The organism is Mesorhizobium sp. CO1-1-8 (assembly GCF_020164875.1).
In the GTDB taxonomy this organism is placed as follows: Bacteria; Pseudomonadota; Alphaproteobacteria; order Rhizobiales; family Rhizobiaceae; genus Mesorhizobium.
On record NZ_JAIUGZ010000008.1, the window covers coordinates 214067 to 229296 of the forward strand.

Annotated in this window: 12 protein-coding genes; 5 read left to right on the forward strand and 7 right to left on the reverse strand. The window is 63.0% G+C overall.

Annotation, left to right across the window (positions count from 1 at the left end; all coding sequences use genetic code 11):
• The first annotated feature begins 200 nt into the window (after window positions 1-200).
• The gene (locus LB558_RS18175) at window positions 201-1082 is read left to right on the forward strand and encodes a LysR family transcriptional regulator (RefSeq protein ID WP_224698823.1); all 882 of its coding nucleotides are present in this window, start codon (window positions 201-203) and stop codon (window positions 1080-1082) included.
• On the opposite strand, the gene LB558_RS18180 is transcribed toward LB558_RS18175, so the two are convergent.
• The 6 genes from LB558_RS18180 to argH all read right to left on the reverse strand — a co-directional run bounded on the left by LB558_RS18180 (window position 1061) and on the right by argH (window position 8410).
• On the reverse strand, window positions 1061-1432 hold the full coding sequence (locus LB558_RS18180; protein WP_224698824.1) for a glyoxalase superfamily protein: 372 nt from the start codon (window positions 1430-1432) through the stop codon (window positions 1061-1063). The two genes, LB558_RS18175 and LB558_RS18180, sit on opposite strands and share 22 nt — an antisense overlap.
• Window positions 1433-1543: 111 nt before the next feature.
• Window positions 1544-4129, reverse strand: a complete 2586-nt coding sequence (locus tag LB558_RS18185; protein WP_224698825.1) for a TIGR02302 family protein — start codon at window positions 4127-4129, stop codon at window positions 1544-1546.
• A 241-nt stretch (window positions 4130-4370) separates the two neighbouring features.
• Complete coding sequence (locus tag LB558_RS18190) at window positions 4371-5312, reverse strand: threonine/serine dehydratase (RefSeq protein ID WP_224698826.1); 942 nt, start codon at window positions 5310-5312, stop codon at window positions 4371-4373.
• A 39-nt stretch (window positions 5313-5351) separates the two neighbouring features.
• A complete protein-coding gene (gene lysA, locus LB558_RS18195; protein WP_224698827.1) occupies window positions 5352-6620 on the reverse strand; it encodes a diaminopimelate decarboxylase in 1269 nt (422 codons plus the stop codon).
• 64 nt (window positions 6621-6684) lie between these two features.
• Window positions 6685-6891 (reverse strand): lipoprotein, encoded by a 207-nt coding sequence (locus LB558_RS18200; RefSeq protein WP_013529409.1) that lies wholly within the window; start codon window positions 6889-6891, stop codon window positions 6685-6687.
• 118 nt (window positions 6892-7009) lie between these two features.
• Complete coding sequence (argH, locus tag LB558_RS18205) at window positions 7010-8410, reverse strand: argininosuccinate lyase (protein ID WP_224698828.1); 1401 nt, start codon at window positions 8408-8410, stop codon at window positions 7010-7012.
• A 35-nt stretch (window positions 8411-8445) separates the two neighbouring features.
• On the opposite strand from argH, the gene tlpA reads away from it, so the two are divergent.
• Entirely contained in the window at window positions 8446-9135 is a 690-nt protein-coding gene (tlpA, locus tag LB558_RS18210; RefSeq protein ID WP_224698829.1) for a thiol:disulfide interchange protein TlpA, read from the forward strand.
• Between the two features lie 42 nt (window positions 9136-9177).
• Here tlpA and LB558_RS18215 read toward each other — a convergent pair whose 3' ends face one another.
• Window positions 9178-11616 (reverse strand): EAL domain-containing protein, encoded by a 2439-nt coding sequence (locus tag LB558_RS18215; protein WP_224698830.1) that lies wholly within the window; start codon window positions 11614-11616, stop codon window positions 9178-9180.
• A gap of 363 nt (window positions 11617-11979) precedes the next feature.
• On the opposite strand from LB558_RS18215, the gene ugpB reads away from it, so the two are divergent.
• From ugpB to ugpE, 3 genes are all read left to right on the forward strand, one after another.
• A complete protein-coding gene (ugpB, locus tag LB558_RS18220) occupies window positions 11980-13290 on the forward strand; it encodes a sn-glycerol-3-phosphate ABC transporter substrate-binding protein UgpB (protein WP_127259863.1) in 1311 nt (436 codons plus the stop codon).
• Window positions 13291-13448: 158 nt separating this feature from the next.
• The gene (gene ugpA / locus LB558_RS18225) at window positions 13449-14369 is read left to right on the forward strand and encodes a sn-glycerol-3-phosphate ABC transporter permease UgpA (protein ID WP_050580468.1); all 921 of its coding nucleotides are present in this window, start codon (window positions 13449-13451) and stop codon (window positions 14367-14369) included.
• A 9-nt stretch (window positions 14370-14378) separates the two neighbouring features.
• Window positions 14379-15227 (forward strand): sn-glycerol-3-phosphate ABC transporter permease UgpE, encoded by an 849-nt coding sequence (gene ugpE / locus LB558_RS18230; protein ID WP_127259862.1) that lies wholly within the window; start codon window positions 14379-14381, stop codon window positions 15225-15227.
• Window positions 15228-15230: the final 3 nt, after the last annotated feature.

The following is a 15230-nucleotide window of genomic DNA, read 5'->3' on the forward strand; positions in this document are numbered from 1 at the left end:
ACGATCCGAAGCTGCCGCCTGCGGGGTAAAAAGAACCCGCCACCGTTTCGGGCAGCGGGCACGAGTGAGGACTCTTGATTGGTCCGCGGCTGATTTCGCAGCCGCATATCCAATGGGTGAGACGACTATCGTGCGCCATTTGACATGTTGCAAACGAATTGGAATGATGCCAGCAATCAAATTCTCTTATGGCGGATTTCATGCGGCCGACCCTCGACAGCGACCTGCTGCGCACCTTCGTGGCGATTGCCGAGACCGGCAATTTCACCAAGGCGGCAGAGCAGGCCGGCCGCACCCAGTCGGCGGTGTCGATGCAGATGAAGAAGCTCGAAGAGCTGATCGGCGACAGCCTGTTCGAGCGCGGTTCGCGCGGCGTCGCGCTGACGCGGCGCGGCGGCGAACTGATCGTCAACGCCCGTCGCATCGTGTCGCTGCTCGACGAGACGTCGGCGTCGATGGCGGCGCCGCCGCTGGGCGGGCCGGTGCGCATCGGCATTCCGGAGGAGTATGGCCACGCCATCCTGTCGCGCGCGCTCGGCGCCTTTTCGAAGCGCCACACGCAGGTCGAGGTCACTGTGCGCTATGCCCATTCCGGGGCGCAGATAACCGCGCTTGCCGCCGGCGAACTCGATCTGTGCGTGGTGTTCGAATGGCAGGATCCTGCCGGCGGCGAAGTGCTGATGCACGATCCGACCGTGTGGGTGACGTCGACCCTGCACCACATGCATGAGGAACAGCCGGTGCCGATCGCGCTCTACAACCGGGCCGGCTGGTGCAAGGACTTCGCCATCAAATCGTTGGAGCAACGCGATCTTGCCTATCGTGTCGCCTATACCAGCGACACCACTGGCGGCCTCAAGCTCGCCGTCACCTCGGGACTGGCGATTGCGCCGATTTCGCGCAGCAATATTCCTGACGGCTGTCGTGAACTGACGACCGCGGACGGGTTCGGCGCCATCGATTCCTCGAATGTGGTGATGCACCGCAACCCGAATACGTCAGGCGAGGCGATCGACGGCATGCAGGAGGCAATCCGCGAAGCGTTCGTCAACAGGCTCAGTCAGCCGGCGGCATCCTCGTAGAAATGCAGCCGATTGCCGAACGGATCGGATACCGATACCTCGCGGGTCTTCCACGGCGTCTCTTGCAGGCCCGGCCTGGCGAAGCGGTATTTTTTGCCGATCAGTTCGCGATGCAGTGAGGCGATGTCCTCGACCTTGATGCGCACGGCAATGCCGGGTGAACCGTCGCCGTGATGTTCGCTGAGATGCAGCACGCAGCCGTCACGGCCGACCGCCATGTAAAGCGGCGCGTCGTCGGCGAAGCGATGCTCCCACTGCACCTCGAAGCCGAGGAAGCCGACGTAGAATTCACGCGTCTTGGCGATGTCGAATATGCGCAAGATGGGCGTGACGGCGCCAAGTCTGGGCATGGTGGTGCAACCGTTCGAGAGGGTTTTCGGGCGGGGTGAGGCGGGGCGGCAAACCTTTGTTTTATCGCAATTCCGGACGGAAAACCGCTTCACACTTTTGCTGGAATTGCTCTATTTCAGCTCGAGCAGCCGTTCCAGATAGCTGCGTTCGATGTCAGGGCTCAGCGCATTGCCGAGCCGCTTGCGGATCGCTTCCAGAATCTGGCGGGCGCGCTGCACGTCGATCTCGTCGGGCACCTTCACCGAATCGCCGAAGTCGGGACCCGTGCTGGCGCGTGGCCGGCCGAGCGGGTCACGATCGGCGTTCTGCTGGCGGCCGCCTTCCTCGCCGCCGCCCTGGTCGCCCTGCATGGCCTGCATCTGCTTCATCATGTCCTTGGCGCCCTTGCGCAGCGCTTCCAGCGCCCGGCCCTGATGACCGACGGCCGCATCGCCTTCGCCCTCGCCGAGTGCCTGTTCGGCATTGCCCATGGACTTGCCGGCCTCGCCAAATCCTTCATTGGGCTCCATGCCCATGCCTTCGAGGCCCTTTTTCAGCTGCTCGAGGTCGCTTTGCAGCTGGCCCTGGCCCTGCTGCAACTGCTTCAGCGCATCGGCGAATTCCTGGGGTGTCATCGGCTTTTGCCGGGCTAGCGGATCGCGATCATCGCCGACGCCGGGTCTGTCCTCATCCTGGCCGCCTTCGCCGAGCTGCTCATCACGGTTCTGCCCGCGCTGACGCTCGCCGCGCTGCATCTGGTCCATGCGGAAGGTGTCGTTCATCATCTCCTGCTGGCGCCGCAGGATCTCGCCCAACTTGTCCATCTGCTGGCGCATCTCGCTGTCCTGCTGGCCGCCTTGCTGCTGACGACCGGCTTGCAGATTGTTCATCATGTCCTGCAGTTGCGACAGCAATTGCTGGGCCTTGTCGCGATCACCGGATTTCGCAAGGTTCTCGATCTGGTCCATCATGCGATCGATGTCGCTCTGGCGCAGTTCCTGGCCATTCTGCTGCATCTGCGGGGCGTTGGGATTCTGCTTGGCGCGCTCCGCGAATTCCTGCAGGAACTGGTTCATCGCCTCGCGCAGTTCCTTCATTGCCTTTTCGATTTCAGCGTCGCTCGCGCCATTCTTGATGGCGTCCTGAAGCGCCTGTTGCGCCTGGCGCAGCCGCTTTTCGGCGGCTGAAAGATTGCCTTCCTCGATGCCTAGCGCGATTTCCCAGAGATAGGAGACCTCGCTGCGCAATTGATCGTCGCTCTCGGCCATCTTCAGCCGGGTGCGGGCGCTCATGATGGCGAGGTAGTGGGACATGTTGTCGAACGTGTCTTCCGGCCGCAGCGTGATGGCGTCCATCAGGTCGAGCACGCGCGGCTTGGCGTTGGCGTCGAGCGCCAGCAGGCGGCGCTGCTCGATCACGGCGCGTGCCAGCGGATTGGCGAAAGGCCGCTCCGGCATCAGCAGCGTCTTGGTTTCGCTCGATGCGGTGTGCCCGGCATCGTCGGTGGCAACCAGCGTCAGCTTGATGCTGCTGCCGGCCCAGACATGTTCGGTCAGGTCCTTGGAGGTCCTGGCGGCGTTCGACTTGCCGCCGCGGCGCGGCAGCGTCAGCGGCATTTCAGGTGCACCGTACAGCGGACGCGCATTCGGCGCCTGCGGATCGGCGAGCGCGAACACCGCCTTGGCGGTGGCGGCGCCATAGTCGTCGTCGATCTGGTAGTTGAGCTCGAAGGCGCCGTTGGCGGCGCGCTTGGGCTCGCCGACGAACCGGATCTGCGGCGGCTTGTCCGATATGACCGCGAAGGCCCAGCGGCCGAGCTGGTCCTCGCCCGACGTCAGCGTCAGCGTGCCGTCGCCGGTCAGCTTGCTGGTGAACTGGCGCACTTTGGACGGCGTCGCCGGGCCTGCCGCCGGCTTGGCGGCCTGCGGCCCGGCCGGGTCGATGGCGCGGGCGTTGCCATTCTTGTCGACATAGCCGAGCATTTCCTCGCCTGAGCCGCCCGTCACGCGCAGCGAAACGTCACTGCCTGCGGGGACCGTAAAGGTCGGGATCGCCTGGTTGGCGTCGGCGGTCAGGAAGATCGGCGGCTTGCCGGTATAGGCCGGTGGCGTCACCCATGCATCGATGCGCGGCGGCACGACATCGCGCGCGCCATGGGCATTGAAGCCGTCGCTGATCCTGCCGCCCGTCGGCCCGAAGGAGAAGGCGAAGGCGGTAACGAGCAAAAGGGCAGCCACCGCGCGCAGTCCCCAGGGGTCGCGCTCCGGCACGCGCGTGCGCGGCAGGTCGGCGCCAAGGTTGTCGAGCTTTCCAGCCATGCGCTTCTGGTGTTCGCGCCACAGCGCCTGCGAGAAGCTGCTTTCCCTGCCGCTAGGCCGGTCGGTCTGCACCAGCACCGGGCTGTGCAGCAATTGATTGGCGGCCTCGATGCGGCGGTCGATTTCGCCGGCGCCCGGCAGCCGGAAGAAGCGCAGCGGATAGAGCGCGGCCAGTGCCGCTATGGCAAAAGCAGCGACCAGGCCGACGCGCGCCATATCCGGCAGCCGGGAGAGCAGGCCGAGCCAGGAGATGCTGAGGAACAGGCTGGCGATAATGACGAGCGGAAGCAGCAACGGCCAGCCGCGCTCGACCATCATCGAGACCCGCGTCGCCAGCCGGCTCAAGGCCAGGCGCCCGGCGAGGCCGCGATCGCTGCTGAAGGTGGGTCGTTGCGTCATCGGCCCTTCCTTGAGCCTATTGCATCCCGAAAACCGGGATGCGGCCCTATCCCTTTGAGCATGATCTGGTTCCGAAAGGGATTTCACTTTTCGGGATCATGCTGTGGAGCGGGCAGGATAGCCCGACGCCTCACGACTCAAAGAATACCAGCAAACACGGCAAAGGCGAGGCAGTTCAGAAAAACGTGAACTGGGCCGTTATAGTTCCATCCTGCATACCCTTCAGAAGGTAGTGGGTCCTTTAAAAGGTAGCGGGGTCCGCATTCGCCCCGCAGACCAGCACGGCGACCCGTTCGCCCGCCACCGGTGCATAGCGGCCGGACAGGACCGCGGCAAAGGCGGCGGCGCCTCCGGGCTCGGAGATGATGCGGGCCCGGTCCCACAGCGCCTTCTGCGCGGCGATGATGTCGTCGTCGCTGACCAGGATCGAGCGTTCGACATAAGCCTCCGCGATCGGGAACATCATTTCGCCGACGCGCTTTGGCGCCAGCGAGTCGGCGGCTATGCCCTCGGCCGGAGCGTCGACCGGGTGTCCGGCCTCGAAGGCGCGATGCAGCGTCGGCGCCCCTTCCGGCTCGACGGCGATGACCCGGATGCGGCCGGCGAACCAGGCAGCGATGCCGCCGATCAGGCCGCCGCCCCCGACAGCGACCAGCAGCGTGTCGATCCGAGGCAAATCGGCCTCGATTTCGAGCCCAAGGGTGCCTTGGCCGACGAGCGTTTCCTCCTGGTTGAAGGCATGGATCTGCAAGGCGCCGCTCTCCTCGGCGAACCGTTCGCTGGCCGCCAGCGCCTCGGCATAGCGGGCACCGCCGACGATCAGCTCGGCGCCATAGGAGCGGATCCGCTCCAGCTTGGCTGGCGGGCTCACTTCGGGAACGAAGATGGTCGCCTTTTGGCCGAGCCGCATGGCGGCATAGGCGACGGCCGCGCCATGGTTGCCGCCCGATGCGGCCACGACACCGGCCTTGGGAACCGGGCGCTCCAGCAGGTTGGTGAAGGCGCCGCGCGCCTTGAACGAGCCGGAATGCTGCAGGCATTCGAGCTTCAGGTCGACGGTCAGCGGCGGCCGATCGAAGTCGGCCATGTCGACGCGCAGCACCGGCGTGTGCCTGATATAGGGGCGGATGCGCGGTTCCATCGCGGCAATGCGCTCGCGTGTGACGGTGATACCGTTCGTCATGATTTGCTCCCTGTGACGGGTAGGTGTGTTTCCGCGCTTCTATGCAAGCCAGTCGGGGACGGAATCCAGCCCGATCAGGTCGTCATAGGTCAGACGTGGGCGCACGATGTGGAATCGGTCGCCGTCGACCAGCACTTCCGGCACCAGCAGTCGGGTGTTGTAGGTGCCTGCCTGCACCGCCCCATAGGCGCCGGCGGTGGAGACGGCAATCAGGTCGCCGGCCTTCAGCCTGGGGAGATCGCGATCCAGGCCGATATAGTCGCCAGTCTCGCAGACTGGGCCGACCACATCGACCATCATGCGCGGCGTGTCGGCCGGCGGCTGCACGACCGGACGGATGTCGTGGAAGGCATCGTAGAGCGTCGGCCGGATGAGATCGTTCATGGCGGCGTCGACGACGAGGAAGTTCTTGGCGTCGCCTTCCTTCACGAAGATCACTTCCGAGACGAGGATGCCGGCATTGCCTGATATCAGCCGGCCCGGCTCGAACATCACCTTCAGCCCGAGCTTGGTGACATGCTTCCTGACGATCTGGGCATAGGCATCGGGGAGGGGCGGCGGGTTGTTGTCGATGCGGTAGGGAATGCCGAGCCCGCCACCGAGATCGATATGCTCGATGGCATGGCCGTCACTGCGCAACGCGCCGACCAGATCGACAAGCAATGCGAAGGCATCGTCGAAAGGCTGCAGCTCGGTGATCTGGCTGCCGATATGGGTGTCGATGCCGGTGATCCTGATACCGGGAAGCTTAGCCGCGCGCGCGTAGACCTGACGCGCCTTCTGCCACGGGATACCGAACTTGTTCTCGGCCTTGCCGGTGGAGATCTTCTTATGGGTCCTGGCGTCGACGTCGGGATTGATGCGGAGCGAGATCGGCGCTACCTTGCCAAGCGCCACCGCTCGCGCCGACAAAAGCTCGAGTTCAGGCTCGGATTCTACGTTGAAGCAAAGGATGCCGGCGGCAAGGGCGAAGTCCATTTCGCGCGCGGTCTTGCCGACGCCGGAAAACAGGATCTTGCCTGCCGGGATGCCGGCGGCCAGCGCCCGGCGCAATTCACCTTCCGAAACCACGTCGGCGCCGGCGCCGAGCTTCGCCAGCGTCCGCAGGACGGCTTGGTTGGAATTGGCCTTCATGGCGTAGCAGACCAGCGCGTCGAGCCCGGCAAAGGCCTGCGCAAACACCCGGTAGTGCCTGGTCAGGGTGGCCGTCGAATAGCAGTAGAACGGCGTGCCGATCTGTGCGGCGATATCTGGTATCGCCACGTCCTCGGCATGGAGCACGCCGTCGCGGTAGTCAAAATGGTTCACGGGAGTGGTTCCGGAAAGTTGGGGCGCGATGGGATCGGGTTGGAAGGCCCCGCTCTTGTCGGCTCTAGATCAGCGGGTCGAGGATGAATTTCTTGTCCTTGACCGGTTTTTCCGGCTCCGGCGGCACGGGCTGGTGGGCCTTCGAGGCATCCTTGCGCGCCTGCACGGCCGCCTCATAGGGCGTGTCGAGACCGCCCCTCCTGCCGCAGGCCGAGACGGCCGCGATCGCCACCAGCAGCGTCAGCGTCACCAAAATCCTGCTTCCGGTCATCGATCCATCCGTCCGAAACGTTTTGTCAGCCGCCGCTTTTAGCCGAGTTCTCGGCGCATTGCACCCCGAGATATTGCTGGTCGAGATATCTGGGATATTGCTGGCGCAACAAGCAGCATTACGCTTTCGCCAGTCGCTTTTTCCAGGCGCGGATCTGCTTCCTCACTTCCGACGGCGCCGTGCCGCCGAAACTGGTGCGGCTCTTGACCGAGTTCTGCACCGCCAGCACCGAAAATATGTCGGCCGTAATGCCGGGATCGATCGACTGCAAATCCTCCAGTGAAAGCTTCTCCAGCCCCACCTTCTTGTCTTCGGCCAGCGCCACCGCCCGGCCGGTGACATGATGCGCCTCGCGGAACGGCAGGCCGAGCGTGCGCACCAGCCAGTCGGCAAGGTCGGTCGCTGTCGCGTGGCCGGAGCCGGCGGCCTTCTTCATCGCGGCTGCGTTGATCGTCATGTCCGAGACCATGCCGGTCATCGCCGCCAGCATCAGGTCGAGCGTCTCGGCGGCATCGAATACCGATTCCTTGTCTTCCTGCATGTCCTTGCCATAGGTCAAAGGCATGCCCTTCATCACCGTCAGCAGGCCGACAAGATGGCCGGTGACGCGGCCGGTCTTGCCGCGCACCAGTTCGGCGGCGTCGGGGTTCTTCTTCTGCGGCATGATCGAGGAGCCGGTGGAAAACGAGTCCGACAGTCTGACGAAGCCGAACTGCGGCGTCGACCAGATGATGATCTCCTCAGCCAGCCGTGACAGATGCGTGGCGCAGATCGCGGCAAGAGCGAGGAATTCGAGCGCGAAATCGCGATCCGAGACGCTGTCGAGCGAATTGCGCATCGGCTCACTGAAGCCAAGCGCCTTGGCGGTCCGGTGACGGTCGATCGGGAAGCTGGTGCCGGCGAGGGCCGCGGCACCGAGCGGGCTTTCATCCATCCGTTCGATCGCATCGCGCGCGCGCGACAGGTCGCGCGAAAACATCTCGACATAGGCCATGCAGTGATGGCCGAAGGTCACCGGCTGGGCCGCCTGCATATGGGTGAAACCCGGCATCACCGTCGCCGCATGCTCCTCGGCCCGCTCCAGCAGCGCCTCGATCAACCTCTTCAACGCCTCGGCGACGCGAAAGCACTCCTCCTTGACCCACAGCCTCAGATCGACCGCGACCTGATCGTTGCGCGAGCGTGCGGTGTGCAGGCGCCCGGCCGCCGGGCCGATCAGATCGGCGAGGCGCGCCTCGATGTTCATGTGGATGTCTTCGAGCCGCGTCGAGAACTCGAAGCTGCCGGCCTCGATCTCTTTCAGGATCGTGTTCAGTCCGTCAGCGATTTTTTCTTGGTCGGCCGCCGAAATAATGCCCGTTTGCGCCAGCATCTCGCTATGGGCGATCGAGCCTTTGATGTCCTGCGCATAGAGTTTGCGGTCGAAGGAGATAGACGCGTTGATCGCTTCCATGATCGCGGCCGGACCCGAGGCAAAACGTCCGCCCCACATCTGGTTGCTGGTTTTCTTGTCGCTCATGGCTATAACCCGTGCTTCGGAGCAGTTTTGAGAAAATGGCAGACGGTAGTAGATTCTTCCCGGCCCCGCGCCTGATCCTCGCCGCCTTGGTGGCGGGCGCGCTGGCGGGCGCGGTCGCGGTATATGTCAGCGAGAGCCGGTCTGGCAACAATGCACCGGCACAAGCTGCCGTGGGTGAGAGCAAGGACGACGTCGCTTGCGCGGCCAAGAGCGACCGCGCCAAGAAGGTCGCGGCGTCGGCCACCGGTGAGGTTGCGGCACTTTTGCCGGCCGATCCGCCACAATCCCTGAAGAGCCTTGCCTTCAACGGTCCGGACGGCAAGCCGATGACGCTTGCCGATCATGCCGGCAAGACGGTGCTGCTCAACCTGTGGGCGACATGGTGCGCGCCGTGCCGTGCGGAAATGCCGGCGCTCGATGCGCTGCAGAAGGAAAAGGGCAGCGAAGCCTTTCAAGTGGTCGCCGTCAATGTCGATGCCGGCGACGATGTGAAGCCGAAGAAGTTCCTCAGCGATACCGGCGTCGCGACGCTCGGCTATTACCGGGATTCGACGATGGCGCTGTTCAACGACCTCAAGAAGCGCGGCCTGGCGCTAGGCCTTCCCGTCACCATGCTGGTCGACGGCGAGGGCTGCCTGATCGCCCATATGAACGGCCCGGCCGAATGGTCGGGGCCGGACGCCAGGCGGCTGGTCGAGACGGCACTCAAGCCCGAAGGCCTCTAGTCTAAACCGCGTCGTCCCAAACCGCTACGCCCTTTCCGGCAATCAGGCCCTGTTCAGACCGAGCGCGGGTGCGGGTGCGAAGGCCAGAACGCTTCTGTCGCGCAAGGTGGCGGGTTTGCTGCCGACAGCGGGTGCGACGACACCGGTCAGCTCGCCGAATTCCTCGATGAGAGCTGGCCTGCCGATATAGTAGCCTTGGCCGATCTCGCAGGCTTCGGCGTCCAGGAATTTCAGTTCGCCGAGCGTCTCGACACCCTCCGCCAGAACCGGCAGGCCAAGACCGCGTCCAAGTCCCAGGACGGCGCGCACGATCGCCGCGACCTGGCCGTTCTTGTCGACGGACTTGATGAAGGAGCCATCAATCTTGATCTTGTCGAATGGGAAGGCGCGAAGGTTGGAGAGCGAGGAATAGCCGGTTCCAAAATCGTCCATGGCCACGCGCACGCCCAGTGCCTTGACCTGCCGCAAGGTGGCCAGCGCCCGCGGCATGTCCTTGACAAGCGCCGTCTCGGTGATCTCAAGCTCGAGTCTGCCGGGTGCGAGCCCGGTATTCAGCAATGTTTCGTGGACCTTGCGGCTGAAATTCGTGTTGTGGAGCTGCACCGCCGAAACGTTGACGGCCACCGTCAGCGGATTTTCCCAGCGGGCGGCTTCCTCGCAGGCCGCCGTCAGCACCCATTCGCCAATCTGGCCAATGGCTCCGCTGTCTTCGGCCACCGGGATGAATATGCTCGGCGACACGTCGCCGCGCGTCGGATGCCGCCAGCGGACCAGCGCTTCAAAGCCGACCATCTTTCCGCTGCTGATCTCTTTCTGCGGCTGGTAGACGAGGTAGAACTCCTGGCGTGCGACCGCCTGGCGCAGTTCGTGCTCCATCACGCGCTTGTCGCGGGCCTCGGCCCCCATCGAAGCTTCGAAATAACGGTAGGTGTCCTTGCCTTCGGTCTTGGCCCGGTAGAGTGCCGTATCGGCGTGGGTTATGAGGCTGGGCTGGTTTTCGGCATCCGATGGATAAAGCGCAATGCCGATGCTGGCCGACACCAGGCCGCCGCCGACAGAAAGCCGGTTTTCCTCGCGCATGGCGGTCAGCACCGCGTCGGCGATACGGCCTGCCTCCAACGGGTCCGTCAGGTTCGGGGCAATGATGGCGAACTCATCGCCGCCCAGTCGCGCCACCATCTGTCCTTGGCGAAGGATGCCGGTAACGCAGTGCGCAACCTTCTGCAGCATGGCGTCGCCAGCGCCGTGCCCATACAGGTCGTTGACCTCCTTGAACCGGTCGAGATCAAGCAGCAGAAGCGCGAGCTGGCCGCCTTTCCTGGTCCGGCCCATCGCAGCAATTTCCATCTCCAGCCGGCCGGAAAAGCTGCGGCGATTGGCCAGTCCGGTCAATGGATCGAAATGGGCAAGCCGCAGGATCTCCTGTTCCGCCTTCTTGCGCTCGCGAATGTCGCGAACCGCGACTACGTTGTGCGGTTTGCCACAGTAGTCAATGCTCCTGGCGATCAACTCGACGGGAATGCTCGTGCCATCGCGGCCGCTCAATTCGGCCTCCTGCGGCTGTTCGCCGAAGCCGGACATGTCGGATCCGAAGAGATCGCCAAGCTGCATTCCGTTCAGCGTCGCTGTTGCGATGCCCGTCAGTGTCGCAATGCTGTCATTGGCACTGATGATGCGGTTGCCGTCGCAGACGATCAGCCCCTCCACGGCGGCATTGGCCAGGCCGTGCATGCGGTCGACCTCGAGCTTCTGGCGACGGAAGCGCAAATCGATCCACAGCGCCGATGCCGACAGAACCAGGATCACGAGTGTGGCGGCGGCGGCCGCGAAAGCCTGCGAGGTCGGCTCGATCGTGTATTCGGATATGACGATCGAGGGATCGGGGAAGATCGAGACGGCACCCATACCGATGAAATGCAAGGTGCAGATCGCCAGCGTCAGCAGCACCGCGCCGCCGGATGTCGCCTTCAAGGAGGGGCGGCGCTGCACGACACGCAGCGCCAGCGCCGCGAGCGTCACGCCAGCCAGCAGGGAAACGGCGACAAGCAACAGGTTCCACTCGATGCGGCCCTGGACCTCGAACGCCGCCATGCCGATGTAGTGCATCGCCGCGATACCGCCGCCCAGCACGGCGCCGCCGACGAGATGATAATCGAACTCGTCCCGCAAGGTGGCGATCCACATGCCGGCTGCCGTCAAAGTGACCGAAGCAGCGAGCGAAAGCGCGGAGAGTGCGGGATCATAGGCACTGGGTATGCCCGGTGTGAATGCGAGCATGGCGATGAAGTGCGTTGCCCAGATGCCGAAACCGGTCGAAGTGGCCGCGATCATCAGCCAGGCAAGCCGGTTCCGATCTGTGGAGCGGCTTATGTGATGAAGCAGGTTGACGGCAGAGAAGCAGGAAATTCCGCAGATCAGCGCGGCGAGTGCGACCAGTCTCAGATCGTGCTCGTTGACGATACAATTGTAGACCGTCAGCATTTTATTTCACCTGATCTATTGGAAATAAACAGGGCAGCAGGATTGAGTAGCGCTTTGCCGTTGAGGGATCGATAAAGTCGCATGCAACTCTGACGTGTCTCTTCGGGTTGCAGCGGCTGCAATCGGGGCTGACACGCCGAAAGTCAGTTTGGCAGTCCCGACGGTGGTTCCTGGCGCGCTTGTTGTCCCGCCAAGCCGGCTAACCGCATCGCTTTCCGTGCCTCCAAGCGGAGGCGAGCGTTGCGTGAGGTAAAGGGTGAAGTTCGTCGATCTGCAACAAAACCGTTGTCTGATTGTCATGAGCGACACATATTGCCTTCGCGGGAGTGCCCCCTTTCGCCAATGACAAACGGGAGATGAAACATGAAGTCCTTCGGCTTCGCGGCCGGTGTTGCCGCCACCTTTATGCTGCTTTCCTCAACCTCCGCTTTTGCTGTCACGCAGATCAGCTGGTGGCACGCCATGACCGGCGCCAATGCTGAAGTTGTCGACAAGATCTCCAAAGATTTCAATGCCAGCCAGAGCGACTATGAGCTCGTTCCGGTGTTCAAAGGCACGTATCCCGAGACGCTGAATGCCGGCATTGCCGCCTACCGCGCGGGCCAGGCCCCAGACATTATCCAGGTGTTCGACGTCGGCACGGGCGTGATGATGGCAGCCGAAGGCGCAATCAAGCCGGCAGCCGATGTGTTGACCAGCGCAGGAATGACCTTCGACAAGAGCCAGTATCTGCCAGGCATAGTCGGCTATTATTCGAAGCCGGACGGCACCATGCTCTCCTTCCCCTACAACTCCTCCTCGCCGATCCTTTATTACAACAAGGATATCTTCAAGAAGGCTGGCCTCGACGTCGACAGCCCACCCAAGACCTGGAATGAGGTGTGGGAAGATGCCAAGAAGATCAAGGCGAGCGGCGCCGCCGCTTGCGGCTACACCTCGACCTGGCTGACCTGGATCCATCTGGAGAATTTCGCGGCGTGGAATGACGTGTCATGGGCCACCCAGCAGAACGGTCTGGCCGGCGGCGATGTCGAGCTCAAGATCAATGCGCCGATTTTCGTCAACCATTTCCAGGCGCTCGCAGACCTCGCCAAGGACGGCACCTTCAAATATGGCGGCCGCACCTCCGAAGCCAAGCAGATCTTCCTTGCGGGCGAATGCGGGATCATGACTGAATCCTCCGGCGGACTTGGCGATATCGTCAAGTCCGGCATGAATTACGGCATCGGCCAATTGCCCTATGACAGCGACGCCAAGGGCGCGCCGCAGAACACGACGCCGGGCGGCGCCAGCCTGTGGGTTTTCGCAGACAAATCCGACGAGGAATACAAGGGCGTCGCGGCCTTCTTCGCCTACTTGTCGAAGACCGACGTGCAGGAATACCTGCACCAGAAGTCGGGTTATCTGCCGGTAACGCTGGCGGCTTATGAAGCGACCAAGAAATCCGGTTTCTATGACAAGAACATCGGTCGCGAGACACCGATCCTGCAGATGACGGGTAAGGCGCCGACCGACAATTCGAAGGGCGTACGTCTGCCGAACCTGCCGCAGGTGCGCGATATCCAGAACGAGGAGTTCGAGAAGATGCTCGCCGGCCAGCAAACCGCGCAGCAGGCGCTCGACAATGCGGTTACGCGTGGCAATGCCGCAATCAAGGAAGCGCTGGGGAATTAGAGCGAGCGCAGGTCCTTGCTCTACGGCGTACCCACCTGTCCTGCCAGGCATCTCCCCTCGGCGAGGGGAGTTTTGCCGTGCCTTGCGATTTCGCCAATGGTCGATGATGCCGAATCCGAAACGCTCATCAAAGCCATCTTGGCGGAGAGGGGTGCCGCATGGTGCCGCCCGCCTCATCACCTCGGAGTGGCTCCGTGACCCCTCGCGTCGTGTTTCCCAACAAGGTCCTTCCCTACCTGCTGGTGGCGCCGCAACTGGCCATCACGCTCGTTTTTTTCTACTGGCCGGCCGGTCAGGCGTTCTACCAATCCATGCTCAGGCAGGATCCGTTCGGGCTGAGGACCAAGTTCGTCTGGTTCGCCAATTTCAGGAAAGTGCTTGCCGATCCGGCCTACCTAAACTCGATCAAGGTCACGGTGGTGTTTTCCCTTGCGACCGCTATCGTCGCCATGTGCGTGGCGCTGCTGCTTGCGGTCATGGCGGAGAAGGTGGTGCGCGGCAAAGGTCTTTACCGCACGCTCTTGATCTGGCCCTACGCGGTGGCGCCGGCGATTGCCGGTATGCTGTGGCTGTTCCTCTTCAACCCGTCGATCGGGTCGCTGGCCTACATGCTGAGGAGTTTCGGCATCGCCTGGGATCCACTGCTCAACGGCACCCACGCCATGATCCTGCTGGTGTCCGCCGCTGCCTGGAAGCAGATCAGCTACAATTTCCTGTTCTTCGTCGCCGGCCTGCAGGCGGTACCGAAAGCCTTGATCGAGGCGGCGGCCATGGACGGCGCCGGCGAGACCAAGCGATTCTGGACCATCGTCTTCCCGCTGCTTGCGCCGACGACCTTCTTCCTGCTGGTCGTCAACACCGTCTATGCCCTGTTCGACACGTTCGGCATCGTCCATGCCGTCACCGGGGGCGGTCCGGGCAAGACGACTGAGACACTGGTCTACAAGGTCTACAATGACGGCTTCGTCAATCTGATCCTCGGTGACTCGGCGGCGCAGTCGGTCATCCTGATGATCATCGTCATCTCGCTCACGGCCATCCAGTTCCGCTATGTGGAACGCAAAGTCCATTACGGCTGAGGGCGAGCGATGATCGGCCAGTCACCGCTCCGCACCGTCATCGCCCACGTCGTGCTGATCCTCGGCATACTGATCGTCGCCTTCCCGATCTACTACACATTCGTCGCCTCGACGCAGACGCTGCAAACGATCCTCAGGCCGCCATTGCCGCTCCTGCCCGGCGATCAGTTCTGGAACAATTACACCGAAGCGCTGTTCGGCGGTGTCGGCCGTATCGGCGGCGTCAGCGTTGGCAGGCTGCTGCTCAACACCACGGTCATGGCGCTCGGCATCGCGGTGGGAAAGATCTTCATCTCGATCCTGTCGGCCTACGCGATCGTATTTTTCCGCTTTCCGCTGCGCATGACCTTCTTCTGGCTGATCTTCATCACCTTGATGCTTCCCGTCGAGGTGCGCATCCTGCCGACCTACAAGGTGATGGTCGATCTCGGCATGATCGACACCTATGCCGGCCTGATCATCCCGCTGATTGCCTCGGCCACCGCCACATTGCTGTTTCGACAGTTTTTCATGACCATTCCAGGTGAGCTGGTGGAGGCGGCGCGTGTTGACGGCGCGGGGCCGTGGCGCTTCTTCTTCGATATCCTGTTGCCGCTGTCGCGAACAAATATCGCGGCGCTGTTCGTCATCCTCTTCATTTATGGCTGGACACAGTACCTGTGGCCGTTGCTCGTCACCAACAGCAGCAACATGAACACGATCGTCATCGCGCTCAGAAAGATGGTCTCCTTCGCCGATGCCGATACGCAATGGCACCTGGTCATGGTTACAGCGATGCTTGCCATCGTGCCGCCGATCCTGGTGGTGGTGCTGATGCAACGCTGGTTCGTTCGCGGCCTGGTCGATTCCGAAAAGTGAGAA

What these genes read in the sequence shown, in the direction of transcription:
- LB558_RS18175 (WP_224698823.1), top strand. Translation starts at nt 201, where the DNA reads ATGCGGCCGACCCTCGACAGCGACCTGCTGCGCACCTTCGTGGCGATT.
- LB558_RS18180 (WP_224698824.1), bottom strand. Translation starts at nt 1,432, where the DNA reads ATGCCCAGACTTGGCGCCGTCACGCCCATCTTGCGCATATTCGACATC.
- LB558_RS18185 (WP_224698825.1), bottom strand. Translation starts at nt 4,129, where the DNA reads ATGACGCAACGACCCACCTTCAGCAGCGATCGCGGCCTCGCCGGGCGC.
- LB558_RS18190 (WP_224698826.1), bottom strand. Translation starts at nt 5,312, where the DNA reads ATGACGAACGGTATCACCGTCACACGCGAGCGCATTGCCGCGATGGAA.
- LB558_RS18200 (WP_013529409.1), bottom strand. Translation starts at nt 6,891, where the DNA reads ATGACCGGAAGCAGGATTTTGGTGACGCTGACGCTGCTGGTGGCGATC.
- argH (WP_224698828.1), bottom strand. Translation starts at nt 8,410, where the DNA reads ATGAGCGACAAGAAAACCAGCAACCAGATGTGGGGCGGACGTTTTGCC.
- tlpA (WP_224698829.1), top strand. Translation starts at nt 8,446, where the DNA reads ATGGCAGACGGTAGTAGATTCTTCCCGGCCCCGCGCCTGATCCTCGCC.
- LB558_RS18215 (WP_224698830.1), bottom strand. Translation starts at nt 11,616, where the DNA reads ATGCTGACGGTCTACAATTGTATCGTCAACGAGCACGATCTGAGACTG.
- ugpB (WP_127259863.1), top strand. Translation starts at nt 11,980, where the DNA reads ATGAAGTCCTTCGGCTTCGCGGCCGGTGTTGCCGCCACCTTTATGCTG.
- ugpA (WP_050580468.1), top strand. Translation starts at nt 13,449, where the DNA reads ATGGTGCCGCCCGCCTCATCACCTCGGAGTGGCTCCGTGACCCCTCGC.
- ugpE (WP_127259862.1), top strand. Translation starts at nt 14,379, where the DNA reads ATGATCGGCCAGTCACCGCTCCGCACCGTCATCGCCCACGTCGTGCTG.